Source organism: Sulfurimonas sp. HSL3-7 (assembly GCF_039645985.1).
GTDB lineage: Bacteria > Campylobacterota > Campylobacteria > Campylobacterales > Sulfurimonadaceae > Sulfonitrofixus > Sulfonitrofixus jiaomeiensis.
The window spans coordinates 2,526,522-2,551,914 of the sequence record NZ_CP147919.1; the positions used below are offsets into that span (position 1 = coordinate 2,526,522).

Annotated in this window: 27 protein-coding genes; 12 read left to right on the top strand and 15 right to left on the bottom strand. The window is 50.4% G+C overall.

Going from position 1 to position 25,393, the window contains the following annotated elements; all coding sequences use genetic code 11:
• Positions 1-10 precede the first annotated feature (10 nt).
• Positions 11-1,279, bottom strand: coding sequence for a phosphopyruvate hydratase (gene eno, locus WCY20_RS12460; protein ID WP_345975572.1), 1,269 nt, complete (start codon positions 1,277-1,279; stop codon positions 11-13).
• A complete protein-coding gene (gene recA, locus WCY20_RS12465) occupies positions 1,276-2,313 on the bottom strand; it encodes a recombinase RecA (protein WP_345975574.1) in 1,038 nt (345 codons plus the stop codon). The genes eno and recA overlap by 4 nt, the downstream gene beginning before the upstream one ends.
• A gap of 211 nt (positions 2,314-2,524) precedes the next feature.
• Between recA and WCY20_RS12470 the strand changes: the two genes are divergently transcribed.
• Both WCY20_RS12470 and WCY20_RS12475 read left to right on the top strand, forming a co-directional pair.
• Entirely contained in the window at positions 2,525-3,388 is an 864-nt protein-coding gene (locus WCY20_RS12470) for an MqnA/MqnD/SBP family protein (protein ID WP_345975576.1), read from the top strand.
• Positions 3,389-3,395: 7 nt separating this feature from the next.
• The gene (locus WCY20_RS12475) at positions 3,396-4,259 is read left to right on the top strand and encodes a UDP-N-acetylmuramate dehydrogenase (RefSeq protein WP_345975578.1); all 864 of its coding nucleotides are present in this window, start codon (positions 3,396-3,398) and stop codon (positions 4,257-4,259) included.
• Here the strand turns inward: WCY20_RS12475 and WCY20_RS12480 are convergent.
• The 13 genes from WCY20_RS12480 to WCY20_RS12540 all read right to left on the bottom strand — a co-directional run bounded on the left by WCY20_RS12480 (position 4,243) and on the right by WCY20_RS12540 (position 17,113).
• On the bottom strand, positions 4,243-5,055 hold the full coding sequence (locus WCY20_RS12480; RefSeq protein ID WP_345975580.1) for a TIGR04219 family outer membrane beta-barrel protein: 813 nt from the start codon (positions 5,053-5,055) through the stop codon (positions 4,243-4,245). The two genes, WCY20_RS12475 and WCY20_RS12480, sit on opposite strands and share 17 nt — an antisense overlap.
• Positions 5,056-5,214: 159 nt before the next feature.
• On the bottom strand, positions 5,215-5,976 hold the full coding sequence (locus WCY20_RS12485) for a TIGR04219 family outer membrane beta-barrel protein (RefSeq protein ID WP_345975582.1): 762 nt from the start codon (positions 5,974-5,976) through the stop codon (positions 5,215-5,217).
• Between the two features lie 167 nt (positions 5,977-6,143).
• Positions 6,144-6,647 (bottom strand): thiol peroxidase, encoded by a 504-nt coding sequence (gene tpx, locus WCY20_RS12490; RefSeq protein WP_345975583.1) that lies wholly within the window; start codon positions 6,645-6,647, stop codon positions 6,144-6,146.
• Positions 6,648-6,770: 123 nt separating this feature from the next.
• Positions 6,771-7,748: a tRNA (adenosine(37)-N6)-threonylcarbamoyltransferase complex transferase subunit TsaD gene (tsaD, locus tag WCY20_RS12495; protein ID WP_345975584.1), complete on the bottom strand. Its 978-nt coding sequence runs from the start codon at positions 7,746-7,748 to the stop codon at positions 6,771-6,773.
• A gap of 19 nt (positions 7,749-7,767) precedes the next feature.
• Positions 7,768-8,307 carry an alpha/beta hydrolase gene (locus WCY20_RS12500; protein WP_345975586.1) on the bottom strand — a complete coding sequence of 180 codons (540 nt, stop codon included), beginning with the start codon at positions 8,305-8,307 and terminating at the stop codon, positions 7,768-7,770.
• Entirely contained in the window at positions 8,304-9,377 is a 1,074-nt protein-coding gene (gene dxr / locus WCY20_RS12505) for a 1-deoxy-D-xylulose-5-phosphate reductoisomerase (RefSeq protein ID WP_345975588.1), read from the bottom strand. Before dxr ends, WCY20_RS12500 begins: the two co-directional genes overlap by 4 nt.
• A 147-nt stretch (positions 9,378-9,524) precedes the next feature.
• On the bottom strand, positions 9,525-10,289 hold the full coding sequence (locus tag WCY20_RS12510) for a phosphatidate cytidylyltransferase (RefSeq protein ID WP_345975590.1): 765 nt from the start codon (positions 10,287-10,289) through the stop codon (positions 9,525-9,527).
• A gap of 1,002 nt (positions 10,290-11,291) precedes the next feature.
• Complete coding sequence (locus tag WCY20_RS12515) at positions 11,292-11,420, bottom strand: hypothetical protein (RefSeq protein ID WP_345975592.1); 129 nt, start codon at positions 11,418-11,420, stop codon at positions 11,292-11,294.
• A gap of 101 nt (positions 11,421-11,521) precedes the next feature.
• The gene (locus WCY20_RS12520; RefSeq protein ID WP_345975594.1) at positions 11,522-12,661 is read right to left on the bottom strand and encodes a hypothetical protein; all 1,140 of its coding nucleotides are present in this window, start codon (positions 12,659-12,661) and stop codon (positions 11,522-11,524) included.
• An 11-nt stretch (positions 12,662-12,672) separates the two neighbouring features.
• The gene (locus WCY20_RS12525) at positions 12,673-13,875 is read right to left on the bottom strand and encodes an Ig-like domain-containing protein (RefSeq protein WP_345975596.1); all 1,203 of its coding nucleotides are present in this window, start codon (positions 13,873-13,875) and stop codon (positions 12,673-12,675) included.
• A 113-nt stretch (positions 13,876-13,988) separates the two neighbouring features.
• Complete coding sequence (locus tag WCY20_RS12530) at positions 13,989-14,222, bottom strand: hypothetical protein (protein ID WP_345975598.1); 234 nt, start codon at positions 14,220-14,222, stop codon at positions 13,989-13,991.
• Between the two features lie 188 nt (positions 14,223-14,410).
• Complete coding sequence (locus WCY20_RS12535) at positions 14,411-15,613, bottom strand: Ig-like domain-containing protein (protein ID WP_345975599.1); 1,203 nt, start codon at positions 15,611-15,613, stop codon at positions 14,411-14,413.
• Between the two features lie 171 nt (positions 15,614-15,784).
• Positions 15,785-17,113, bottom strand: a complete 1,329-nt coding sequence (locus tag WCY20_RS12540; RefSeq protein ID WP_345975601.1) for an NFACT RNA binding domain-containing protein — start codon at positions 17,111-17,113, stop codon at positions 15,785-15,787.
• A gap of 134 nt (positions 17,114-17,247) precedes the next feature.
• On the opposite strand from WCY20_RS12540, the gene WCY20_RS12545 reads away from it, so the two are divergent.
• From WCY20_RS12545 to WCY20_RS12590, 10 genes are all read left to right on the top strand, one after another.
• The gene (locus tag WCY20_RS12545; RefSeq protein WP_345975603.1) at positions 17,248-17,424 is read left to right on the top strand and encodes a hypothetical protein; all 177 of its coding nucleotides are present in this window, start codon (positions 17,248-17,250) and stop codon (positions 17,422-17,424) included.
• A 64-nt stretch (positions 17,425-17,488) separates the two neighbouring features.
• Positions 17,489-17,854 carry a hypothetical protein gene (locus WCY20_RS12550; protein WP_345975604.1) on the top strand — a complete coding sequence of 122 codons (366 nt, stop codon included), beginning with the start codon at positions 17,489-17,491 and terminating at the stop codon, positions 17,852-17,854.
• Between the two features lies 1 nt (position 17,855).
• On the top strand, positions 17,856-19,706 hold the full coding sequence (locus tag WCY20_RS12555) for a TonB-dependent receptor (protein ID WP_345975606.1): 1,851 nt from the start codon (positions 17,856-17,858) through the stop codon (positions 19,704-19,706).
• A 4-nt stretch (positions 19,707-19,710) separates the two neighbouring features.
• Entirely contained in the window at positions 19,711-20,772 is a 1,062-nt protein-coding gene (locus WCY20_RS12560) for a nicotinate-nucleotide--dimethylbenzimidazole phosphoribosyltransferase (RefSeq protein WP_345975608.1), read from the top strand.
• 119 nt (positions 20,773-20,891) lie between these two features.
• Positions 20,892-21,389: a bifunctional adenosylcobinamide kinase/adenosylcobinamide-phosphate guanylyltransferase gene (locus WCY20_RS12565; RefSeq protein WP_345975610.1), complete on the top strand. Its 498-nt coding sequence runs from the start codon at positions 20,892-20,894 to the stop codon at positions 21,387-21,389.
• A gap of 18 nt (positions 21,390-21,407) precedes the next feature.
• On the top strand, positions 21,408-22,232 hold the full coding sequence (locus tag WCY20_RS12570) for an adenosylcobinamide-GDP ribazoletransferase (protein ID WP_345975611.1): 825 nt from the start codon (positions 21,408-21,410) through the stop codon (positions 22,230-22,232).
• Entirely contained in the window at positions 22,226-22,810 is a 585-nt protein-coding gene (cobC, locus tag WCY20_RS12575) for an alpha-ribazole phosphatase family protein (protein ID WP_345975613.1), read from the top strand. Before WCY20_RS12570 ends, cobC begins: the two co-directional genes overlap by 7 nt.
• A complete protein-coding gene (locus WCY20_RS12580; RefSeq protein ID WP_345975615.1) occupies positions 22,801-23,601 on the top strand; it encodes a helical backbone metal receptor in 801 nt (266 codons plus the stop codon). Before cobC ends, WCY20_RS12580 begins: the two co-directional genes overlap by 10 nt.
• Entirely contained in the window at positions 23,598-24,332 is a 735-nt protein-coding gene (locus WCY20_RS12585; protein WP_345975617.1) for an ABC transporter ATP-binding protein, read from the top strand. The genes WCY20_RS12580 and WCY20_RS12585 overlap by 4 nt, the downstream gene beginning before the upstream one ends.
• The gene (locus WCY20_RS12590; protein ID WP_345975619.1) at positions 24,325-25,287 is read left to right on the top strand and encodes an iron ABC transporter permease; all 963 of its coding nucleotides are present in this window, start codon (positions 24,325-24,327) and stop codon (positions 25,285-25,287) included. Before WCY20_RS12585 ends, WCY20_RS12590 begins: the two co-directional genes overlap by 8 nt.
• The last annotated feature ends 106 nt before the right edge of the window (positions 25,288-25,393 follow it).

Consider the following 25,393-nt stretch of genomic DNA (forward strand, 5'->3'; position numbering starts at 1 on the left):
CCTGTGTCTATTATTTGAAAAGTGCATTACCTAAATATTCACCGTAGGCGATCTCGGTTTCTATCTCCAAGAGACGGTTATATTTTGCAGTACGTTCACCACGTGCTGTTGAACCTGTTTTGATCTCGCCGCAGTTAAGCGCTACCGCGAAATCTGCGATGAAAGCATCTTCACTCTCACCAGAGCGGTGGCTCATCACACACTTATAGCCGTTGCGTTGTGCCAGGCGGACTGTCAGCATCGTTTCAGACACAGAGCCGATCTGGTTCGGCTTGATCAGAATCGAGTTCGCGATACCTTTCGAAATGCCCTCAGCCAGGATATTGGCGTTCGTTACAAAAAGATCGTCGCCTACCAGCTGCACTTTATCAGCAAGTTTCTCTGTCAGGATCTTCCAACCGTCCCAGTCATCTTCGCTCAGACCGTCTTCGATTGAGACGATCGGGTATTTTGCACACAGCTCTTCATAATAGGCAACAAGCTCTTCAGAAGAGACTGTTCTGTTTTCAGACTCAAGACGGTAACCGCCGTCGACAACAAGTTCACTGGCTGCGACATCGAGAGCGATCGCGATCTGTTCACCCGCTTTGTAACCCGCTTTTTCGATCGCCTGAATAATCACTTGAATAGGCTCTTCATTCGAACTTAGATCCGGAGCGAAACCACCTTCATCCCCAAGAGCGGTATTATGGTTGGTGTCTTTCAAGACCTTTTTAAGGTTGTGATAGACTTCGGCAGATGCTTGCAGCGCAGAAGCAAAATCTTCAAAACCGACCGGCATGATCATATATTCTTGAAAATCAACCGAGTTGTCTGCGTGTGAACCACCGTTGATAATGTTAAGCATTGGAGTAGGGTTGACCATAGCATTCGCACCACCTAGGTAGCGGTAAAGCGGCATGTTCAAGCTTTTCGCCGCGGCTCTTGCAACTGCCATAGAGACACCGAGCACGGCATTAGCGCCAAGATTGGAGTAGTTCTCCGTCCCGTCAATCTCTTTCATCGTCGCATCGACGATCGCCTGGTTAAACGGGCTGAGGCCGATTAATGCATCTGCAATCTCACCATTGACATTGTTGACTGCCTGAAGTACCCCTTTGCCCATATAGCGTTTGCCGCCGTCACGCAACTCCAGCGCTTCGCGCTTACCGGTACTAGCGCCCGAAGGTACGATCGCACTCTCAACTGTACCGTCACTTAAAGCTACGGTTGCCTTTACTGTCGGATTCCCGCGAGAATCCATTACTTCCATTGCACTTACATTATCGATAAAAATCATATATCTACATCCTCCAATTCTGATTGTTCAATGTCCATGACACTGCTTAGCCCCATGGCTGTTTTAATTTTTTCTTCTATCTCCGCTGCCAGCGCAGGATCTTCTTTGAACGCCTCTTTGACCTTTTCTCGTCCCTGTCCGAGTTTTTTATCCCCGTACGAGAACCATGCACCGCTTTTGTCAATGATGTCCAGTTTCACACCGTAATCGACAAGCTCGCCCTCTTTCGAGATGCCTTCACCAAACATAATATCAAATTCTGCTTGTTTAAAAGGCGGCGCCACTTTATTTTTAACGATCTTTGCTTTTGTACGGTTACCGATAGAGGCTTCTGCCTGCTTAAGTGTTGCGATACGGCGGATATCGATGCGGACAGATGAATAGAATTTCAGCGCATTTCCGCCGGTCGTTGTTTCAGGTGAGCCATACCCCATCATACCGATCTTCATACGGATCTGGTTGATAAAGATAACCGTACAGTTCATCTTGTGCAGGACTGCCGTCAGCTTGCGCAGGGCTTTTGACATCAGACGTGCTTGGACACCCACCTGCTGATCGTTCATCTCGCCTTCTATCTCTACTTTCGGTGTCAATGCCGCCACCGAGTCGATAATGATCAGATCGACAGCACCGGAACGTGCAATCGTCTCTACGATGTCTAACGCCTGCTCGCCATAATCTGGTTGAGAGACCAAAAGATTGTCAACATCTACACCCAGATTCTTGGCATAGTTCACATCAAGTGCATGTTCGGCATCAATAAAAGCACAGACACCGCCCTGCTTCTGACACTCGGCCGTGATCTGCAGGGTCAATGTCGTTTTACCCGAACTCTCTGGACCATAGATCTCAATCACCCGGCCTTTCGGCACACCGCCTATGCCCAAAGCAAGATCAAGCCCCAAAGAACCGGTACTGATCGATTCGATCTTCTCTACCTCTTTGTCACCAAGGCGCATCAACGCCCCTTTTCCAAAGGCTTTGTCGATCTGCTTCATTGCAAGGTCAAGTGATTTTTGTTTATTTGCGTCCATTAATAATCCTCTAATGAGACAGCTTCTACTGTCTCAAATATATTTACTTATATTCTATGTCAAAATGCAATAATATTTTACATTAATTGCATTTTGACATATTTCTGCAACTAAACTAAACTGCTCAAATCACAATAGTGTGTAATTTTAGCGTTCTTTGGTTAAAATCAACATTACTATTAACCCATATTTACACAGATCAGGATACTTTTTGAAGAAAATGTTAATTGCCCACTCACCCGACGCCGACGACATCTTTATGTATTATGCGATCAAGTTCGGCTGGGTGACCCAGGAGGATGTCGAATTTGACAATATCCCCCTCGATATTGAGACCCTGAATGTTGAAGCGCTCAAAGGGACCTACGATATCTCCGCCATCAGTTTCGCCCTTTACCCGCATATCAGAGATGACTATGCCCTGCTTCGAACTGCTGTCAGCTTCGGCGAGGGTTACGGGCCAAAACTGATCAAACGTAAAGATAAAACGCTCAAACGCAATTTCAAAGTTGCCCTGAGCGGAAAATATACGACCAATGCGATGCTCTTTCGCATTGCCTACCCGAATGCACGCCCAGTCTACATGGACTTTTTGGAGATCGAAGAGGCCGTTCGCAGCGGCAAGGTCGATGCCGGAGTGCTGATCCACGAGAGCATCCTCACCTTCGGCGACGAACTCGAGGTCGAACGCGAAATCTGGGACATCTGGCAGGAACTTGCCGGTACCGATCTGCCGCTGCCGCTCGGCGGTATGGCGATACGCCGTTCTCTTCCGCTGACCAAGGCGATCGCTTTTGAAGAGACCCTGACCGAAGCCGTCAAAGTGGCCCGGGAAAGAAAAGAGGAGCTCTGCGACCGGCTGGTCAAAGAGAAGCTTGTCCGCATTGAAGGGGCGACCCTGGACAAGTATCTGGAACTCTATGCCAACGACGATTCGGTCGAGCTCAGTCAACTTCAACTCAAAGCGATCGACAAGCTGTTTGAACTGGGCTTCCAACACGGTTTCTACGACACCCTCGTCAAAGCCGAAGACTATCTGATCCCCCGCGAATACAGCCAGCTGCGCCACAGCTGATCTGCATATGGAACCCTCCAAAATGGTGCATAACGAAAAGAGAGCCTCTTTCAAGCGTATCGACTTTTCCAAATTCAGCTCTATCCGTGTCGGACCTCTTGCCGACGTCTATATGATCGACAGTTTCGATTACCCCGAAGATGCCTACCTCATAGGTTCCGCCAACAACCTGCTGGTCGGCCCCCAGCACCCGCTGTTGATGAAGCTTTCCAAAGCCTTTGACTACATCAAAATCAAAGACGGCAAACTCTGCATCGGCGCGGCCACCCCCGGAGGAAAGATCGTCTCATTCTGCAGGAAGCACAACATCGCCAATTTCGAGTTCATCGCCCACCTTCCAGGCACGCTTGGCGGAATGCTGCAGATGAATGCCGGGCTCAAAGAATATGAGATCTTCAACCACCTCCACAGCATCCGTTTCAAAGAGGGATACCGTCTGCGCGATGAGATCAAATACGGCTACAGAAAAACCGATATCGATGAAGTCGCTTTCGAAGGGGTCTTCGAAATAGCGGAGGGCTTTGACATATCAAAGATCGAGATGTTCAGACAAATGCGCTCCAACCAGCCCCACGATCCAAGTGCCGGCAGTTTCTTTAAAAACCCGCCGGGGGATCATGCCGGGCGCCTGATCGAAGCGGTCGGGCTCAAAGGGCATAAGATCGGCAACATGGCCTTCAGTGAGATGCATGCCAATTTTATGGTCAACCTCGGCGGCGGTACATTTGATGAGGCGATTGCGCTGATGCAGCTGGCCCAACAAAAGGTCTATGAACACTTCGGCCTCTGGCTTGAGAACGAGGTGGCCATCATCGACAGCCGCTTTATGGGCGACAACGATCCCTCGAAGCCTCCTAGAAGCGGACTGTAACGCCGCCGTAGAGACCGGAGAAGGTCACGTCGCTCTCCGTCTTGCCCGAGATGATCGGGGCGATGATATCGCTCTGATTCCCCACGACCTTGATCCGCTCGATGCGGTAGCCCAGCTCCAGACCGGGTTTAAAAAGCGCAAAGAGGTCCAGCGTGTAATCCGCTTTGAGACGGATATCATACACGGTTGAGCTGCCGTCCGTAATGAATTTCCCGTCCGCCTCCACACCTAGACCTTTTAGCGGAAGATCGGCACGCCCTCTCACATAGAGCATCGGGATCAAAGAGCCCGAACCCTCGTCCAGCTCGATCTCTTTGTAGCCCGCAGCATCGACCGTGTATCGGGATATCACGTATTTCAGATCCGCACCCAGATCAAGCGTCAGCCAGAACGCCCTGTCAAGCAGGTTGTAAAAAAGGATAGCATCGTACTGCTGCAGGAGGAGTTCGCTCTCTACCCCTGTGACAGTCGTATTTATTGTGTCGAAAGGGAAGGTGGTAGAGAGGCTTTCGACATCGACGCTGGTGCCGCTGCTTTTCAGATCGACATACTCCAGACGTAGATTCGGGAGGATCGGCAACGGGTGCCGGACAACGATATAGAGATAGGGTGCTGTTTTGTCTTTATGGCTGCCGATGTTGTCTCTGAGCAGCAGCGTCTCATTAAACGTCTCCGTAATCGTCCCACGGGCGGCACTGTTCCATGAACCGACAGCTGCATCAAAACGCCAGAACTCTGCCGCAGCCGGTAGAGAGACGAACAGAAACATAGACAATATTTTGAACAGATGTCGCATCAGCACCCCTTTTTATAGGACACGAATTATACCTTTGCCCCAAAAATATAATCATCAATTATCTGTATTAATACTTTTATTTATAATAATAGAAAGGAAGAATGTTTGCAAGAGAAACGTGAACAGAAATGTTCACGCATAAACAGTGTTATACAGGTGTTAAAAACGCACCATCAGACCGCCGTAGACACCCGAGAATGTCGTGTCAAGATCCGCGTCCATACCGATACTTCCCGCATCCAGTTTAATCTGCTGGTAGCGGTAACCTATCTCCAGGCCAGGCTGAACCACCGGAATGAAGTCCATCGTATAGTCGAGCTTGATCTGAGCATCGACCACCGTATTGTCACTGTAAGATACCCCTCTTGCGATCGCTTCGATACCGATGTTGGTCACCGGGATCTGCACGCGTCCACGCAGGTAGGCCATCGGCATCACGATGTCAAAGTCTTCGTCTACAGCTATTGCTGTCGCCGAACTCTCTTTTAGATTGTAATTTCCGTCAATAAACTTCACATCCAGACCGAGATCGATCGTCGACCAGAAGGTGTTGTCCAGGATGTTGTAGTAAAGGACAGCGTCATACTGCTTCAGAGAGAGCGTGTTATTAACATTGGCATAATTTTCACCATCCCAGGTCAAGTCTGTCACTTTTCCGTCAAAACCAGTATCGGCATATTCCAGACGCAGGTTCGGCAGAATCGGAACCGGATGTTTCAGATAGACCCACACGTACATGTTTGTCGATGCATCAAAACCGGCATTGTCGACAACATCAAACGATGAGTTTCCAGCATATTTGATCGTACCTTCAGGTGATGTCTGCCAGGCACCGACGGCACCTTCAACACGCATAAAATCTGCGTTTGCAGCCGTTGCCAGCAGCGCTGATGTCGCTGCGATCGAGAGTAGTTTCTTCATTCTGTTTCCTTAAATATCCACATCTAAAAATGTGATATAAATTTGATATCCGGAGTTTATCAGAGTAAAGTTAAAAAGAAAGAAAATTGGAAAGTAAGATTGAAGATACTCTCCTTAACGGAGAGCATATGCTACAAGAAGAAGGGCTCTTCTTGTTTAACGTGTAATTATTTTACAGCGTTAAGTGCAGAATCGTAGTCAGGCTCTGCAGTGATTTCTGGAACGATCTCTTTGTATGTTACAACACCGTTTTCATCGATAGCGAAGATCGCACGGCAAGTTACACCCGCAAGTGCACCGTCAGCGATAAGAACACCGTAAGCGTTCGCGAAATCTTTGTTACGGAAGTCAGAAGCAACAGTTAGGTTGTCAATACCTTCAGCTGAACAAAAACGGCCTGAAGCAAATGGAAGGTCCATAGAAACAACAGTTGTTTTTACACCTTCAAGCTCAGATGCACGTTTGTTGAAGTTACGTGTCTCAGTAGCACATACTGCAGTGTCGAGTGAAGGAACAACGATGATAAGTTGTTTAACACCTTGAGCACCACCGACTTTTACGTCAGCAAGACCTTCAGAGTTTACTACTGTTACTTCTGGTGCTTTATCACCAACATTTACTTCATTTCCAGCTAGGTTAACTGTATTACCTTTTAACATTGTAGTTGCCATATTGGGCTCCTGTTTTTTAGTTTATGCCGAAATACTACACGAATATATGTAATCTTTATCTTAACGACTTTAAGGTTCGGTTTAGCTAAGTTGCATTTAAGAATAGGATAAAAATTATCCTATTTAGAGTGGTGCTCTTGGTGTTGCCTGTAGTTGGTGAAGTGAAGTGAATGCTTTTTCGAGATACATCTCAACGGCAACACGACCGATCATCGCCGCATTGTCCGAGCAGTATTTGAGTTCTGCCAGATAGAGCGATGCGCCGTAAGGAGCGATCATCGCCTCCACTTTGTTCCTCAGATAGAGGTTGGCGCTTGCGCCGCCGACAATAGCAAAGTTCTTCGGCGGATGATCGACCAGATACTTTTTGATCTTGCGGATCAGATGCTCTGTCGCCACCTCCTGAAAAGAGGCTGCGATATCGGCATAATCCGTTTCGCTTCCCTCTTCGACCGCCAGGCGCACCGCATTCTTGATGCCGGAGTAGGAGAAGGCGAAATCTTTTTTCTGCTGAAGCGGGATCGTGAAACCGTAACGTTTCGGGTCGCCCTCTTTCGCCAGTTTCTCGATGACCGGACCGCCGGGATAAGCCAGTCCCATCATCTTGGCGACCTTGTCAAAGCTCTCGCCGAAACTGTCATCCATCGTGCTTGCCACCGTCTTCATCTCATTGAGTGACTTCACCTCCACCACCTGGGTGTGCCCGCCGGAGACCAGCAGAACAGTTTGCGGGAATACCGCCTCTTTGTCGACAAAAAGCGAGTAGATATGACCTTTAAGATGGTTCACGGCGATGAGCGGAAGATCGAGCGTCACGCTGAGCGCTTTCGCCATCGTGATACCCTCCATCAAGGTCACGGCAAGACCCGGGGCGTTGGTCACCGCGATTGCTTTTAGCTGCCTGAAATAAGGTTTGCACTCTTCCAGAATCCGGGGCAAAGCCTCGGCATGCAGACGCGACGCCAGCTCGGGAACCACCCCGCCATACACCGCATGTTCCAGCTCCTGGGAGATCTTTTTGTGAAAGATCAGCTTTTTGGTAGCAATATCGGTAATGGCGATAGAACTGTCATCGCAAGATGATTCGATCGATAGGATCATTCCTGTACCTCGTTTCTCTTCACGCTTCACCCTTTACCCATTTGATAACCCACGGCCATTCACCGAAACCGCTCTCGGCATTGATATGGCCTGCATTCTCAAGCACCTTCATCTCGACACCCAGAGCTTTTTGAAGCTCAACCGCTTCTGCCGCTGTCATGTAAGGGTCATTATCAGAGGTGACCAGCATCGCCTCTTTGGCAAAAAGCTCTTTGGGCGGTTCGACCTGGAAAAAGCTTTTAATGGTGTCAAGCTCCAGATCAAGACGCGGCGGTGCCACCAGCAGCAGCCGTTTTACCGTCTCAATCTCACCCTCATTGCAGAGATGGAACCAGAGGGTATTGGCGAGCGAGTGGCAGATAACGACATCGGGTCTGAACTCTTTCAAAAGAGCTTTGACCTGTTTCATCCAGCGGTTCTTTGTCGGAAAGTGGGGATGGTCGAGCAGTGGAAAAGCGACCGTGCCGTAATTTTTTGCGATCTCTCCGGCGAGCCAGGCCTGCCAGTGCGGGTAGTCACTCCCGCCCCAGCCGTGCAGCAGTAGGACCTTCTCTCTCATCCCATCGCCTTGATGTAGCGGCGCACTTCGGCATCGATGAGGAAGACCTCCTCAATGTTCTCCGGCTCCCGTGTAAAGTGCTCGAACGCATGGATCACCCGTTTGGAGATATCCAGAAAGCCGATCTTGCCCTCCACATAAAGCTCGATCGCCGCTTCATTGGCCGCATTGATCACCACACCGCGTTTGGGATGTGCCAGCAGCTCTTTACGGATCTGCCAGATAGGGTAGCGCTCCGTCGTGATCTCACGGAACTCCAGCGAACCGACTTCAAGCAGATTGACCGGTTTCAGGATCTCCGCATCGGAGCGCCCCATTACGGCGTAGGCGATAGGCAGTTGCATATTGGCTTTTGCAAAATGCGCGGTCGTCGAACCGTCCTGGTAGTCGATAAGCGCATGGATCAGCGACTTTGTCTCGATGACGGCATCGTACTCCCCTTCGCCGAAGAGCCAGCGCGCCTCCAGGAGTTCGAACATCTTGTTCATCATCGACGCGCTGTCGATCGTAATCTTCTGTCCCATCGCCCAGTTGGGGTGGTTGAGCGCGTCTTGCAGGGTCGCATTTTTGATCTTTTCTATCGGCCAGTCGCGAAAAGCGCCGCCGCTGGCCGTGATAAGCATCCGCTCGACCGGACGCTCCGTAGTGTGCAGATACCATAGCCCGAAATGCTCGCTGTCGATCGGCTGTATCATTGAGGTGTCGATAAAGGCCCCGCCGGCCACAAGGGACTCTTTGTTGGCAAGAGCGACCCGCTTGCCCGTCTCGATCGCCTTGAGCGTCGGACGCAGCCCCAGAAAACCGACCAGCGCATTGACGACCAGCTCGCTTTGCGAATCTTCGATCACCTCCAGAATGGCCGCTTCGCCCTGCAGAACGTGGGGATGATTGACCAAGGACACATCAGAATTTTCACCGATCACGACCACCGAGGGGCGATGCGTTTCGATCTGGCGGTTTAGGAGGGAAATATTGTTGCCGGCAACCAGGACATCGACATTGAGATCAAACTTTTTTGCGATCTCAAGCGTGTTGACCCCGATGGAACCGGTTGAGCCGAGAACGATCAATTTTCCACTCCATAAGTTTTTGCGACCTCAAAAGACAAGAAGCACAAGGTGCTATGAGCCCTCTGCTGAAGAGAACACAGCGTTAGCGCAGCCAAAGTGACTTTGTTGCTTTGGCGTGTAAAATGAATATCAGCGAGGACAATCACTTTAGATCATGCCCCGCAGCAAGACCACCATCACGACGGAACCGAAAAGATAACCGTCGATGCGGTCAAGCGCACCGCCGTGCCCCGGCAGAAAGGTTCCGCTGTCTTTGACGCCGGCTCTGCGCTTCAGGAAACTCTCGAACAGGTCGCCGAAGACAGCGCTCACCGCCACCGTCACGGAGACCATCACGGCAGTGTAGCCGTCCACCATTCCCATCCCGACAAAGTAGCCCAGCACCGTAGCGATACCGATACCCCCGGCAACCCCTTCCATGGTTTTGTTCGGGGAGGTATCAGAGAACTTGGTCTTGCCGAAACTTTTGCCCACGACGTAGGCGCCGACATCGGCACCCGCAACGATCATCAGCATCCAGAAGATCGCATAGATGCCGTGATTGACATAGAGGGTCAGCATAAAGAGCATCCCGGCCGTCGGGTAGAGAAAGCCCAAAATGTTTTTCCAGTCCGTCTTCGGGTTATAGGCGTAGTAGGAAGCGCCTATCAGCGCCGAGAGCAGAAAAAGATCGTCCGCTTTCGGGTAGAAGGCAGCCGCCATCCACAGCACACCTGCCAAAAGATAGAGGTCTTTGTTCTCCACGCCGAAAAGAGCGTTCGCCTCCTTGAAAGCCGTGATGTAGATGATACCAAGCGTCAACCAGATGACAAAAAAGTTGTTGAAGATGCCGATCAGGATGATCGCCGCCAACAGAAGAACCGCAGTATCAATACGTTGTTTATGATCGGTGTAGAGGTTTGTGAGCGCCATGGTGACCCCGTGTTTTGATTAAATTTTACTATATTGCGATTATAGCAAAACATTGCTTCGCAACTTTTTTGTCCCCGGAGGCTTGCTAAGTTCAGTAGCCGATGCCTAGGTATTGTCTTTATATAAAACTTGATAGATATATTGTCACTTTTTACGATGCGACATTTAGTGTCGCCCTGCATTACACTTTAGTGTTTTATCTTCTTGCTAGCGCAAGAAGAAAAGCTAACGAAAAAGAAGAAAAGCCAAGTGAACCTGCCTGAACTTTACACTTGGCTGACTCCGCCCGTTGCCGGACCTTCGTCCGGTCAACCTAATACTTCCGACTAACAAACGATACACCCCCGCGTATTAAGACATTTTGAACCGTGTTGAACGTTTTGTTTTCCGTGCAATGAGGCCTAGCCGAATTGAAAAGCGTCAGCTTTTAAAGTCAAATCAATGCGTCACCGCTTGGCTCTTTTCGAAACATATGCAGAGCTGACTGAAATAAGAGGAAATACGTTAAAAAAAACACTTTGTCTGAGCGAAGCGAGTTAGGGGTTTTTAGGAAGGGAACGAGTGAAAGGAAGGTACCCGATAGCCTGTCGGGCTCGAAGCCGTTTCGAGAGCTTTTTTGCTTACTTTTTTTGCGGTGTAAAAAAGTAAGGGGACTAGTCAGTACAATTTGTTACTTCTAACATCTACACAACAATATTCTATACCTATTTTCTTCTTTTGAATATTTTTTGATAGCTGGTATTCAACTTTTTTACGATGTGGCATTTAGTGTCGCCCTGCATTACACTTTAGTGTTTTATACTCTGCTCGTCCAGAGAAAGAACCTTGAGGAAAAACCTTGAGGAAGAACAGAGAAGACGATACCCTCCGGCCAAAAGTCACTGTCATTACTTTCACCTTCTCCCGGTAGCATTCCGTCATTTCTGCTGGAATTAGTGTTATGACATACAAAAATTCTCTTCTAAATTTTTAGACATCAGCAGCCTTCCTTGTTTCCGTACTTCAGTACTTCTCAATGTCTACTGTCTTGTAGTCGGTGTAATGGACGTTGGCGCCGTCTTGTATCTTCACATTTCGACGCTGGGTGTAGTCCACCAGACAGGTGCCGTTTTCGAACATGGTAAAGTCCACGCAGATCCCTGACGCTTCGTGGATGACGCTTTCAGGGGTGTTCTTTTTGTCGGTAACGAGAAGGACATGGACTGAGGGTCAAAGCATAACGAGGTCAGCTATTATTCTAACTTTTTCAGTATTTCAAAGACTGCTGTACTCATATTATACTGTGTACAGGTAGCCACGTTTCCATATGTTTGACTTGCTATATATTCTAAAGAATGATAGCCTCCGGATGTATCATCGAATGTATAAGCCGTACATCCATTTCTATTATAATGCGGCGTAGTTGTTCGAAGGTCCCAACCACTGATAGGACATTCAAGTTTTTTTGTCTGTTCATTATAAACTTTTTCCACACGATTCCTAGCGTCTGTCATAATAAATTCTTCTATGTTGAAACTACCGTCTTTCTTTGACCCATAAATCTCCACACGCAGATCCGTGTCACTCTCTTGAGGGCAGATAAATCCGATCCAGCGAAAATGTAAATACGCACTGCAACTATTTTCATCTAATGCATTCACGGCATTTTTAAGACCAAGACTAATCTTATCAACCGTTGCATCATAAGGATTATTCAAGTAGGAGTTTACAAACGTATGCCCAAACCCCTCTGCGTTCCCGGGTAGACTTCCGGGTACAGTATTGATAACGAAGTCATTGAAAAGAGTCGTATACTCGCCGCCGCTTGCAATATTATCTGCCGGCGTAGCAACGGCAACATTTCTGAAGTGTTGTCTCTCGTCATCGCTTAAGAGGGCATATATCTTATTGGCAAAGAGGTTTCCTTGGGAGTGGGAGACCAGCAATACGTTGTGTTTTTGGTTGAAGCTCTCTGTCTGATATTTTTCATACATAGCATCGGTATCACCGTCAGACTGCGAAATGATCATTTTAAGATCATCTAAAAAACCGTCTTCAGTAAGACTGCCGTCCAAAAGACGGGCGACAAACGTGAAGTAGCCTTCACTGATCTGACCGCTTTCAAAGAGTTGCCAGTAGCTCTCTATGAGATCGGTTAGTGCTCCGTGCGTCTTGTTATGTGCATATTTGAAATCGTAAGTCACTTTTTCATCTGCTAGTGTAAACTTGTCTGGGTTCCGGTCTTGCATGAACTTTTTTAATTTATCTCTTGAAATTTGTGCTTGAGTTAAAGAGTTCCAAACCCCATTTCCAAAATAGACGTCAAGCAGACAAGAGTTTGTACTTGCAAACAGTGTTAAATTAAAAAGCAGTATCAGCACTATTTTTCTCATGATTCCAGCTCCTACAATTCATCTATGTTGGTTTCACACTGGCTTTTTGTCTGCAGTGTTGCGGTCGAAGTGAAAACTCGTCCCGCTAATGTGAAATCGTATTGATAGTAAGTTTTCAAACGCATTCTCGTGTTAAATACTTTATCTTGTAACATACTAAAAAATGTGCCCATACCATCTTGAAAAGGCAGCTTTTTGGAGTACCCATACCAAGTCCAACAGTCTAATGATGCAGTCATCATCTTTTGCACTTTATCATCCTTGTTGGAAGGATCACTCAATGCCATTTGATTTGCTTTAGCAGTTTGCATACCGATAGCCCTCTCGATTTTCGGATACCCGTTAAGTATCTCCATCTCCAGATAGATCCACCGCTCCACATCGTCTCGTACACCGTTGTTATTCACGTCGATACCTAACAGTGTCACGTTGTTGAGTGCCTCGTCCGGTTCAGGCGGCAGACGGTGGTTGTCAACGACTTTATAGACGTTAATGTTGAGCGTTTCGGCAACAGCACTATTGTATGCAGCAGTAAGCTGAGCGCTTCCTTCGCTCTGCGCTACAATCATGTTGTCTTCAACTTTGGCTACCGAGCTGTCTGAGCTCTCCCAGCTTACTTTGTCAGTGACATCTTCTGTTGTGTTATCATCAAAGAATGCCGTAACAGTAACAGGGACAGTCTCGCTTTCATTCAAGTCCGTCGTTTTTGTCGTAATATTCAGTGACGTAACTTTTATTGCATTTTCTGCAACGCTGAAACTGTATTTTATGCGTTTGCTAACCAGGGGAACATCTTCATAACATATGTGCTGATCAAACCAGCCAAATTGTTTATGCATAAACAATTTTGAATAGTTCCATATACTATTACAAGGTTGTTTTTCACTGCCTTCAAGTTTCAGAGGCAGAAGCTTAACGCTATGCAAACCTGCCAGCAGAGAAGAGTATGGAGTAAACACTATACTCTGTCTATCTGTACTTAATGTCGCTTCACCTTCTACTCTTTTGTTGTTATTGCTAACGACAAATGTATTTTTTTTGAGCTTGTATTCAGCTATCTCTCTGTCAAACATTATCAGAATTTGGACCTTCGGGCTCACCTCCGTTGCAGAGACAGACGGGCTTACCTTTACAAGGTGTTCTTGGACGGCACCTTGGCCTGCAAACAGTGATACAGCGAAAAGGAGCAGACCTGAAAAGAAGAATTTCAACACTTTAGTTTCCTTTTGTTATAAAATATTATTGTATGTTTGCAGAAAAATTATAATATACAACTTAAAGGTGGCATAATATGTTCATTGAAGAAAGGAGGGAAAACTTTTTAATACTATTCATACCTAGCATTGGTATCGCCGTCAGACTGCGAAATGATCGTTTTAAGATCATCTAAAAAACCGTCTTCGGTAAGACTGCCGTCCAAAAGACGGGCGACAAATGTGAAGTAGCCTTCACTGATCTGACCGCTTTCAAAGAGTTGCCAGTAGCTCTCTATGAGATCGGTTAGTGTTCCATACGTCTTGTTGTGTGCATATTTAAAATTGTATGTTAAACCTCTGTCCATTAATGCAAAACGTTGTACATTGTGTTTTTGCATAAAAACATCTAATTCATCTCTAGAAATTTGCACTTCTTGGACATCATTCCAGACTCCGTTTCCAAAGTAAACATCAAGCATACAAGGGTTTGTACTGGCAGACAGTGTTAAATTAAAAAGCAGTATCAGCACTATTTTTTTCATGATTCCAGCTCCTACAATTCGTCTATTTTGGTTTCACACTGGCTTTCTAATTGCAGGCCAGGTGTTGATGTAAAAACTCTTCCAACTAACGTAGCATCATATTGCATATATGTTTTTAAACGCTCTTGTGTATTAAACACTTTATCTTTGATTAGTCGACTAAACTTTCCATGTGCCCCGTAAACATGAGACTTTTTTAAATAGTCATACCAAATCCAGCAGTCATGCGCAGCGGTTATCGCCTCTTGCACTTTATCATCCTTATTGAAAGGATCACTCAATGCCATTTGGTTTGCTTTAGCTTTCTGCATACCGATAGCCCTCTCGATTTCCGGATACCCGTTAAGTATCTCCATCTCCAGATAGATCCATCTTTCCACATCGTCTCGTACACCGTTGTTATTCACATCGATACCTAACAGTGTCACGTTGTTGAGTGCCTCGTCCGGTTCAGGCGGCAGACGGTGGTTGTCAACGACTTTATAGACATTAATTGTCACTTCGGTCGAAATCGTGTTATTGTAGATAGCGCTAAGAAGAGCCGTACCCTCTTGCCGGGCAAAAAGTTTGCCTGTTTCTACTGTTGCGACCGAGCTGTCTGAGCTCTCCCAGCTTGCTTTGTCAGTGACATCTTCTGTTGTATTGTCATCAAAAAATGCCGTAACAGTAACAGGGACAGTCTCGCTTTCATTCAAGTCCGTCGTTTTTGTCGTAATATTCAGTGACGTAACTTTTATTGCATTTTCTGCAACGCTGAAGCTGTAACTTACGGGCTCTGTCCTTTTGGAAACTTCCTTATAGCAGAGATCGTCACATCTCCAAGAGAAACTTTCACACAACTGCACGTTTAAACTGTTCCATAAATCCCTGCACGGTTTTTGCTCACTGCCTTGTAAACGTAAACTTGCAACGCCAACAAGATGTTCTCCCGTCTCCAAAGCAGTATCAGGCGTAAATGTTATGCTTTTTTTATCACTGCCAAGGTGTGTTGCACCTTTTATAATGAGGCCATCATGTTTTAATTTGAAGAGATCAGCTGAGAATGTTCGCGCATCGATCTCACCATCAAAAACTATCTGCACAGATGTATTTGGATCGACGTCGGTGCTGGAAGCTGAAGGGGTTACATGCAGCAGATGTTTCTGGGTTGTCCCCTGGTCTGCATCTGCCGCAGTATTAAATAAGAGCAGACTCGAAAGTAGAAATTTAAACATATTAAGTTTCCTTTTGTTATCAAATATTTTCATAACAACTGTAAAAACTCACTTAATGGTGGCAAAGCAGTAGATAGGGAAAAAGCTTGATTGCTTTAATGATCTTCTGGATTAGAAGAGCGGGAAGAAAGGTAAAAACAGGAAAAAGGTGTTTTCAGCACTTTGCATTCGTCAGTATTTCTCGATGTCCACCGTTTTGTAATCGGTGTAGTGGACGTTGGCGCCGTCTTGTATCTTCACATTGCGGCGCTGGGTGTAATCCACCAGGTAGGTGCCGTTTTCGAACATAGTGAAGTCCACGCAGAGGCCGGCCGCTTCGTGGATGACGCTTTCGGGGATGTTCTTTTTGTCGGTCACCACGATAACATGGGCGGAAGGGCGGTCGCGCATATGGAACCAGATATCCTTCGCCCTCGCCTGCTCCAGCAGTGCGATGTTCCCCTTTTCGCTTTTTCCCAGCAGCACCTTGTAGCCTTCGACCCAGAAGACTTCGTACGATTCATTGGGCTTCTCTTTTTTCATCTGCTGTCTCGGCGGAAACAGCAGATTGATCGCGGCAACATCTTTGGCATTTTCGATGATATTCAAAAAGTGTTTCAGGTGTTTGATCTTCCCATCAAGACTCTCGCGTTCGATGTGAAGATTTTTCGCTTTCTGCTTCGCTTTTTTGGCCCGCTTGAAAAAGTAGTCCGAGTAGTGCGAAGGGGCGGCAACGGTGCCGTCCACCTCGACCTCGATCACGCTGCCGTCATAATCCGTCAGCTGCAGCACCTTCTGGTAGGGCTTGATATTGTGCAGATTGCTCAGCACCAGGTTGCCGTAGTGCTGATCGGCCTCGACCTCCTGCCTGAGGACCTTCTCATCATCCAGCCCGGCGTAAAGATGCTCGAGTTTGCGGAGTTTCTTCTCTATGAAGGCGGACTTCTGCTTTTTCAGGCTGTTGAGCCGCTGCTGCTGCTCTTTGTCGCAAGTCTCGTAGAGGAAAGCCTCCACATCCTCCAGCGGGTACTCTTTGGGTGCAAAAGGGAGCGGCGGCGGCGGAACCAGCTCCTGCCCCACCTTGACGATGCGGTACGAACTGTAGGCGTCGACATGGCGCAGCGCCTCCAGGACGACCTCATCCTCGTCAAGGATGATGACATTGGTGGTCTTTCCGGTAAACTCCAGCTGCAGGACCGTGCTCTGCGACTTGTAGGCCCCGCTGACAGAGGCCTTGATGCGGATGATCTTGTCGCCCTGGTAGAGTTCGATGCTCTCCACCTGGGCGCGGTTGAAGCGCTTGGAGAGAATGACATCGAAAGGGGCGTTGTAGACCTTGGATCGCCGGATCTCCTTGGTGCATTTGGATATATAGGCGTCGCCCTTCTGCATATTGAAGTAGAAGATGTTGTCGCGGTCAAAGACGATCTTGATGACACTGTCGCCGATGCGGTGTATCGCATTGATATGCCGGACATCCTGCATATGGTCAACGATCTGACGGAGATGGGAAAGCTTCATGCGCATCCTTGGAGCTGCTGGCTGGATTTCGGGAGATGACAGACTCGAAGATTCCGTCACCGCAATTATAGCGTAGGCTCTCTATTCGTACTGTTTTGTTATACTTTGCCCGACAAAAACATTGAGGAATCATAATGAAACAACTCTTTCTTATTGCCCTCGCGGGAGGTCTGCTTCTGCTCTCGGGATGCACCAAACATGAGACGAAACAGAACCTGCACAATGTGAATGAAGGGCTTAAAAGCACCTGGAAAAAGACCAAAAAGTCTTTCAGCGAAACGACCGAAGAGTTTAAAGAAAAGACAAAATAGTCAGCTGGCACGACCAACATAGCAGGCAGTTTTGCTATAATTCGCAAAATGTCAAGGAGAGGCGATGCGCGCACCCAAAGGTTTCGGTAAAAACTACTTCACCCTTGCCGCCATTCAGGCGACCGTAGTCCAGCACCACCTCAGCGCCACCTCCGTACGCGTACACGCTTCGCACCTCATCCGCACCGACTGGGAGCAGGAAGAGAGCGAAGACGAAGAGCTCGAGGAGCTGCTCTGCTCCTCCGTGTTTTCACTGCCCTCCCATGCCGGCCATTGCAACTGTTTCTACAAACGCATAACCCGCAACCGCATCCGCCAGAACCCCAGACCCCGACTCCATATCCAGCCCTACATCTACTCCAATTCAGTCGCATCGCCGCCTTTTTTTATATTCGGCCTAAGAGACAAAAAATTACACCACAGGATATAAAATGGAAAAAAGATTTCTTTCACTCGCAGCTGTCGTCGCGATTGCTTCATCACTGCAGGCGGCCAACCAGTACACGCTCGAGAGCATCAGTGTCACCGCTGCCCAGAACACCGAGCTCAACAAAGAGGAGGTCCCTGACAGCGTCACGGTCATCACCAAAGAGGCGATCGAAGAGGCCCGCGTCACCACCCTTGCAGAGGCGCTCAACAAGCTTGGAAATATCGCAATGGCAAACAACGGCGGTCCAGGTAAAACAACCTCAATGTTTATACGGGGTATGAGCACGCAGCGGACACTTGTCCTCATTGATGGAGCAAGATATAACAATGTGACCAGCTCAAACGGCGCGAATTATGCGCAACTGATGCTTTACAATGTCGAACAGATCGAGATTATCAAAGGCGCCCAATCGGGAATTTGGGGGGCTGATGCAAGTGCCGGTGTCATCAACATCGTCACATCGAAAGCAAAAAAGGGTCTCCACGGGACAGCTAATGTCGAATACGGATCGTTCGACACAAAGACCGCTTCTCTTCAGGCTACCTATGCGGCCGACAAGTTTGATGCAGTGATAGGCGGTGTCGATTACGACACGGACGGTTTTTCAGCCTATGAGCCAAAGAAAACAGACCCGGACTACGGAAAGCGCTATGATGAACTGGGGCTGGAAAAAGACCGATACGAAAATAAATCGCTCAATGCCAAACTGGGGTACAACGTCACGGAAAAGGACCGTATCGAAGCTTCGGTACAATCGATTAACGGCTATGTCATGTTTGACGGTTCAGGTGCGGACAAAACCAACAGCGATCTCGATTATTACGGCAACCCCTATTACACCAACAGTCAAGATCGCTTCTACCGCCTCGCGTTTAAACACAGTGGCACGACCAACGATATCAACGTTCAATATAACCTTTCAACCTTTGACAGAAGCGGAAACGGTGACTTCACTGGATCTGTAAGTGAGGTGAAACTCGATGATAAAATCACCTATACGGAGAATGCGTTTCTCCTCGTTGGCGCTTCTTACCAAAAATTCAAAAACGATAAAGCCAATGTCACCATCAACAAAGCGTACGATGCGACATCGGCCTTCGTTACCAACTATAACCATTTTACCGGCGTCAATACTATTCTTACCGAATCCATTCGCTATGACAGATACAGCGATTTCGACAACTCGTTAACGGGGAAATTTGGCATAAAGCAGTATATTACCGGCAGTCTGTATGCCAGTGCCAATGCAGGAACCGGCTACAATATTCCCAGTTCGTTCCAACTCTATGACGCGACATACGGCGATATCGGCCTTGAGCCCGAGAAGACGCAGACCTACGATGTGACCCTTGGAACAGAATCTCTCTGGATCACCGGGTTTTACAATAAGATCAATAATCTCATCGATTTCGATATGACGACGTATCGTTATACCAATATCAAGGGAACTTCCGTATTAAAAGGGGTGGAAGTCGGCTATAAAGACTATTTTGCCGATACGCTAGGTATCACGGCAAACTACACCTATCTCAATGCCAAAGATGCCGACAGCAAAGACCTTGCGCGCCGTCCCAAGCACCAGCTCGACGCCTCTGTCGTCTACTACGCGACGGAGAACTTCGATCTCGGTCTCAACGGCCAGTATATCGGCGAGCGCTACGACAGAAGCGACAAAGAAGGCGCGCAGACCGGGAAATACGCTCTTGTCAACTTTGTCTACAACATCAAGGTCAACGACTACCTCTCCGTTTATGGTAAAGTCGATAATATTACAGACAGATATTATCAGACCGTCGACGGGTACGCCACCGCAGGGCGCAGCCTCTACCTCGGCCTGAATGCCAGATATTAGGAAGATGATGCCTATCTATAACCTCACCGACCATACAAAGACATCGCTGCCCGAGGGCAGAGCAGACTTTATGCTGGCCGCCTCGGTCACGCATACCTGCGAAATAGAAGGGATCACCCAGGCCGGCATCCCGGGCAAGATCCCGCTGACGCCGACGCTCGACGCCGAGTTTCTGGCCACGGGCCAGGTCTTCAGCCTCGAGAACCTGGCCGAGACGGCGACGGGCATCCCGACGCCCGGCCTGCTGACCCGTGCGGTACAGACACTCAGACCTTTCGCTGCCGTAAAGATTCTCGATCTCGGACTGACGGTCAAACCGCAAGGGTGTGAACTCGAATCGTTCGGCATTCCGCCGTCTCCGAGCATCACCGACGAAACGCCTTTCGACGCCAAAGCCGTCTTCGAACAGGGGCGGCAGTTCGGGCGGCGCTACCGTCCGCAGGGCGACTACGTTATCGTCGGCGAGAGCACCCCTTCGGGCACGACGACGGCCCAGGCGGCGGTCGCGGCAATGGGGTTTGACAATGACGGCCTGTTTGCCTCATCATTCAAAGAGTCGCCGATTGCCATCAAGCAACAGGTGATCGGCAAAGCCCTGGCAAAACTGGAGAACAATATGGGACTCTTTGAAAAGCTCGGCCATACGGCCGACAACACCCTGATGTTTGTCGCCGGCTACGTCCTCGAAGCCTGCCGCCGCTACCCTGTCGTACTCGGCGGCGGTACCCAGATGGCCGCGGCACTGCTTATCGCCAACAAGATCAGCGGCCGCGACGGCCTCCCGATGGACCCGCGCAAGATCACCCTCTGCACCACGCGGTGGATCGCACAGGACGGCGCGTCGAATATCACGGCACTGCTTGATCAGCTCGATTTCCGTCCGAAAGCCGTCTATGCCGACTTTCTGTATGCCGATGCCAGGATACCTGTATTGAAACTCTATGACGAAGGCGAGGCCAAAGAGGGGGTCGGTGCCGGCGCCGCGGTCGCCTACGGCTATATGCAGGGGCTGAGACAGCCGGAGATCACTGAACGCGTCGAAGCGCTGATGAGAGGGGAGATGTAAATGATGAATGGTGAATGGAAAATGGCGAATAGAAAATGGAGAATGGAATACAAGGTTTTAACCGGCGCTTCTGCTCTTTTCACTATTTACCATTCACCATTGACGCAAAGGTCTTCAGTATGAAGACCTTATTCATCGGCGGCATCAAAAGCGGCAAGTCCTACAGCGCCGAGCAGTATACCCTTGCGCTCGGCTCCGACCAAAAACCGCACTATCTCGCCACCACCGAACTGCTCGACGATGAGATGAACGAGCGCATCTCCCTCCACCGCCGGCAGCGCGGCGGGGAATTCATCACACTCGAGGCGCCGCTTGAGCTCTACGGCACGCTCAAAACAACAGAGAGCCCCGTGCTGATCGAGTGCACCACGATGTGGATCAACAATATGCTCTACCACGGCCGTACCAATGAGCAGATTGTTGAACACATAGAGAAAGTGCTTGCCTTGCCAAATGACCTCGTCTTTGTCCACAACGACGTCGGCAGCGGCATCATCCCCGACAATCCCCTTGCCCGCCAGTATGTCGACATCAGCGGCGCGGTTTCGCAGCTGATCGCAAGCCGGTGCGACGAGGTCTACCACTGCATAGCCGGCATTGCGACAAAAATCAAGTAAGTGAATGGAAAATCGTAAATGGTAAATAGTGGTAAAAAAAATAAGACACAAAATATCCGTCACTCTGAACCGGACTCAAAGTCTACTACTTTTCCCATTCCCGATTCACCATTTCCCCGCGCAGCGAAGGGTTTCGCTCTCGCCATCAACATGCTCACCATCCTCCCCTTTTTCAAAATACACGATTTCTTCAGGGGGATCAACGGCTACGCCGTGATGAGCTACCCCCTTGTCGGCGCGCTTCTCGGCGGCATACTCTGGCTTGTCTACATACTTTTGGCACCCTATTTTCCCGAGGCGCATCTGCATATTATCCTCTTCGCCCTCTGGGTCCTGCTGACCGGGGCCCTTCACCTCGACGGCTTCTCCGACACCGTCGACGGCCTCTTCGTCCCGACTGAGAGGGCCGAAGCCGTGATGAAGGATCCGCATGTCGGCGGGATGGGGATGATCTTCACCGCAGTTTTTCTGCTGCTGAAGGCCTCTTCGCTCTGGTTCCTGGAATCGCTCTGGCTGCTGCCGCTTCTGCTGATGCTCTCGCGTTTCAACGCCGTATTGGCCATCTACTTCTTCCCCTACATCCGCAAAGCGGGGATGAGCACCCTGGCCAAAGAGGAGTTCACGCGCAGCCAGCTTGCTGCGGCGGCACTAACGGTCCTCGCCGTCGTCGCCCTGAGCGGCGGCTGGCTTCTGCTGCTCTTCTCGCTTCTGGCACTGCTGTTGATCAAGGGCTTCTTTGTCCGGCGGCTCGGCGGTTTCAGCGGCGATATCTACGGCTTTACGATCGAGGTGACGGAGCTGCTGCTGCTCAACGTTCTCCTCTTCAAGGCCTCGGTATGCTGATCACCCTCGTTCGCCACGGCGAAGTCGAAACCGCCTACCGGCACTGCTATAACGGCCATAACTACATCGGTCTCTCGCCGAAGGGGAGAGCGCAGGCAAAAGAGCTGGCCCGCCGTCTCGAAGGAGAGACCTTCGATGCCGTCTACTGCTCCGACCTCAAGCGCTGCAGAGAGACCCTCGAACCCATTATCGAAGATACACGCCTGCAGACCGGCGATATAGTCTACACCCCGCAGCTGCGCGAGAAGTCCTGGGGAAGACACGAGGGGATGAGCTTCGATGCCATCACAGAGCAGGAGGGGCTGGAATATGAAGATTTCCTGCAGTGGATCAGGGCGCTCGACGGCGAGCCCTACGACGCCTACATCGCGCGCATCGAGACGTTTTTCACCCGCGATCTGCCACGGACACCGTGTGAGAAGGTGCTTGTCGTCACCCATGCCGGGGTGATCCGTGTCCTGATGCATCTGCTGCAGGGGATCGCTCTCGAAGCGGCTTTTAGCGTCGATTTTCCTTACAGTGCCTATACTACTCTAAACACATCCACCTGGGAATTCGGAGCCGTGCAATGCGTCTGATCTGGCTGCTTCTTTTGTCACTGTCGCTCTTCGGCGCCGAGCGTATCGTCACCCTCAGCCCGGCCATCGCGGAGATCACGGCCGACCTCGGTGCCCTGGATGAGATCGTCGGAGTGAGCGAGTACACCTACTACCCCCAATCCCTGCGGGAACGTCCCAAGATCGGCGGCTACTTCTCCCTCTCCCTCGAGAGGATCATTTCCCTCAACCCCACCCTTGTGATCGGCCTCCCCCACCAGCAGGAGACGCTCGAAAAGCTTCAAGCCTTTCACATAAAGACCCTGCAGGTGGAGCTCGGGAAGATCGGCGAGATCAAGCGTTCCATTTCCGTCATCGCCGAAACACTCCGGAAAGAAGAGCGCGGCCGCCAACTCGTTGATGCAATAGAAAAGAACCAAAGAACCGCACCGAAACTCGAAAAGAAGAAGAGCGTGCTGATCGTCTTTGCCAACGCCAGCGGCATCGACAAGGGGGTCTATGTGGCGGGGCACAACCTCTATTTCGAGGAGATCCTCCACCTCTGCGGGGCAGAGAACGCCTACAAAGAGAGCTTCAACGCCCAGCCCGTTCTCAAGGCGGAAGGGCTGATCGCCACCGATCCCGACACCGTGCTGCTGCTCTTCGGGCCGCTTGACCGCTTCGACGCCGATGCCGTGATGCGCTCCTGGCAGCGGCTGCCGCTCAAGGCGGTCAGAAGCGGAAGCATCAAGATCATCCAAAGCGACTACCTCCTCATCCCGAGCCACCGCGTCGCCAAAAGCATCAAAACCATCTGCGAGGCGATCCGATGATCAGCGTCAGCAACCTCTCCTGCGGCTACGACAAGACCGTTTTGAACGCGCTCAGCTTCTCCTGCGGGGAGAACCTCGCTGTCCTCGGCCCCAACGGCATCGGCAAAAGCACCCTGGCCAAGGCGCTCTGCGGCCTTCTCCCCTACGAGGGCGAGATCCTGATCAACGGCAGGCCCCTCGAAACGTACAGCTCCGGCGAACGGGCCAAGACCATCACCTACATCCCGCCCAAACTGACGAGTTTCGACGCCTATATCACCGTCGAGGAGTTCGTCCTGATGGGGCGCTACCCCCACAAACCGGCGCTCAGCGGCTACACGGAAGAGGACAGACAGAGGGTCGCCGCGCTGCTGAGAGAGTCGGGGCTTGAGCCCGGGCACGCCGTCACGGCGCTCAGTTCCGGCCAGCAACAGCTGCTGCTGATCGCCCAGGCCCTGCTGCAGGAGAGCAGCATCATCCTCTTCGACGAACCGACGGCCAATCTTGACCCGAAACACGCCCATGACTTCTACCGGGCCCTCAAAAAGCTCCCTCGGCAGACGCAGAAAGTCGTCATCACCCACGATCTTCACTTTGCCAAAGCGCTGGGCTACCCTCTCTTGTTCCTGCATGAAGAGGGTCTGCGCCTCTACAGGGAGCCCAAGGCGTTCTTCACCCCCGAGAACCTCGAGTCCTGCTACGGCGTCGCGTTCCGGCCGGATGCGGAGAGCCCGGAGGTGGCCTATGATTAAACGGCTTCTTCTTGCCCTGCTGCTTCTGCTCACGCTGGCCTCCCCCTTCGTCGGCAGCGTCGCCATCGATCTCGGCAGCCTCGCCGACACCGGGACCGTCGGCCACCAGATTTTTTTCGAACTGCGGCTGCCGCGGCTGCTGCTCGCCTTTTTCAGCGGGGCGCTGCTGGCCTTGAGCGGCTGGCTCTTCCAGACCCTTTTTCGCAACGGCCTGATGACCCCCTACACGCTCGGCATCTCCGGCGGTGCGGTGCTGGGAACGGGGATCGCCACGGTGCTGGGGCTCAACACCCTTGTTGTCGGAATCAGCTTCGGCGCCTTCTTCGGCTTTGCGGGCGCCCTCTCTTCGGTGATGCTGCTGCTCTGGCTCTCGCGCTATATCCCCGACAAAGAGGGCAATTCCCTTCTACTGCTTGGGATCGCCCTCTCCTTCTTCTTCTCCGCCGCGCTGATGGTTCTCTTTGCTGTCGCCTCGGCAATGCAGAGCCACGCCATACTGCTCTACACCATGGGCTCGCTCTCGACCATGGGCTACGCGGAGGCAACCGCCGTCGCCCTGAGCTCCCTGGTACTGCTGCTCTTTCTCTATGCGAAACGTTTCGAGCTCGCCATCCTCGGCGTCAACGAGGAGCACGCCAGGCTCAAGGGGATCGATACCCGCCGCCTCACCGTCATACTGCTGGTGCTCAGTTCGCTGGTCATCGGCGTCGCCATCTCCGTGACCGGCCCCATCGGCTTTGTCGGGCTCATCGTCCCGCACATGGTCCGCAAGCTCTACCACAGGGCCAACCACCGGCTCATCGTCCCCGTCGCTCTCTACGGCGGCCTCTTCCTGGCCGCCTGCGACACCCTGTCGCGCCTGCCCCAGCTCCAGAGCGAGCTGCCCATCGGGATCGTCACCGCCTTTATCGGCGGCCCCTTCTTTATCTACCTTATCATCAAAGGACGCTCATGAGTAATTATCATTGTGTACGCCAAAGGAGCAAAGCCCCTTTGCCTACGCTAACGCTAAGTTCGCTTACGACTCGGCATTTAGTGCCTCACATGCACTGCATTGTTGA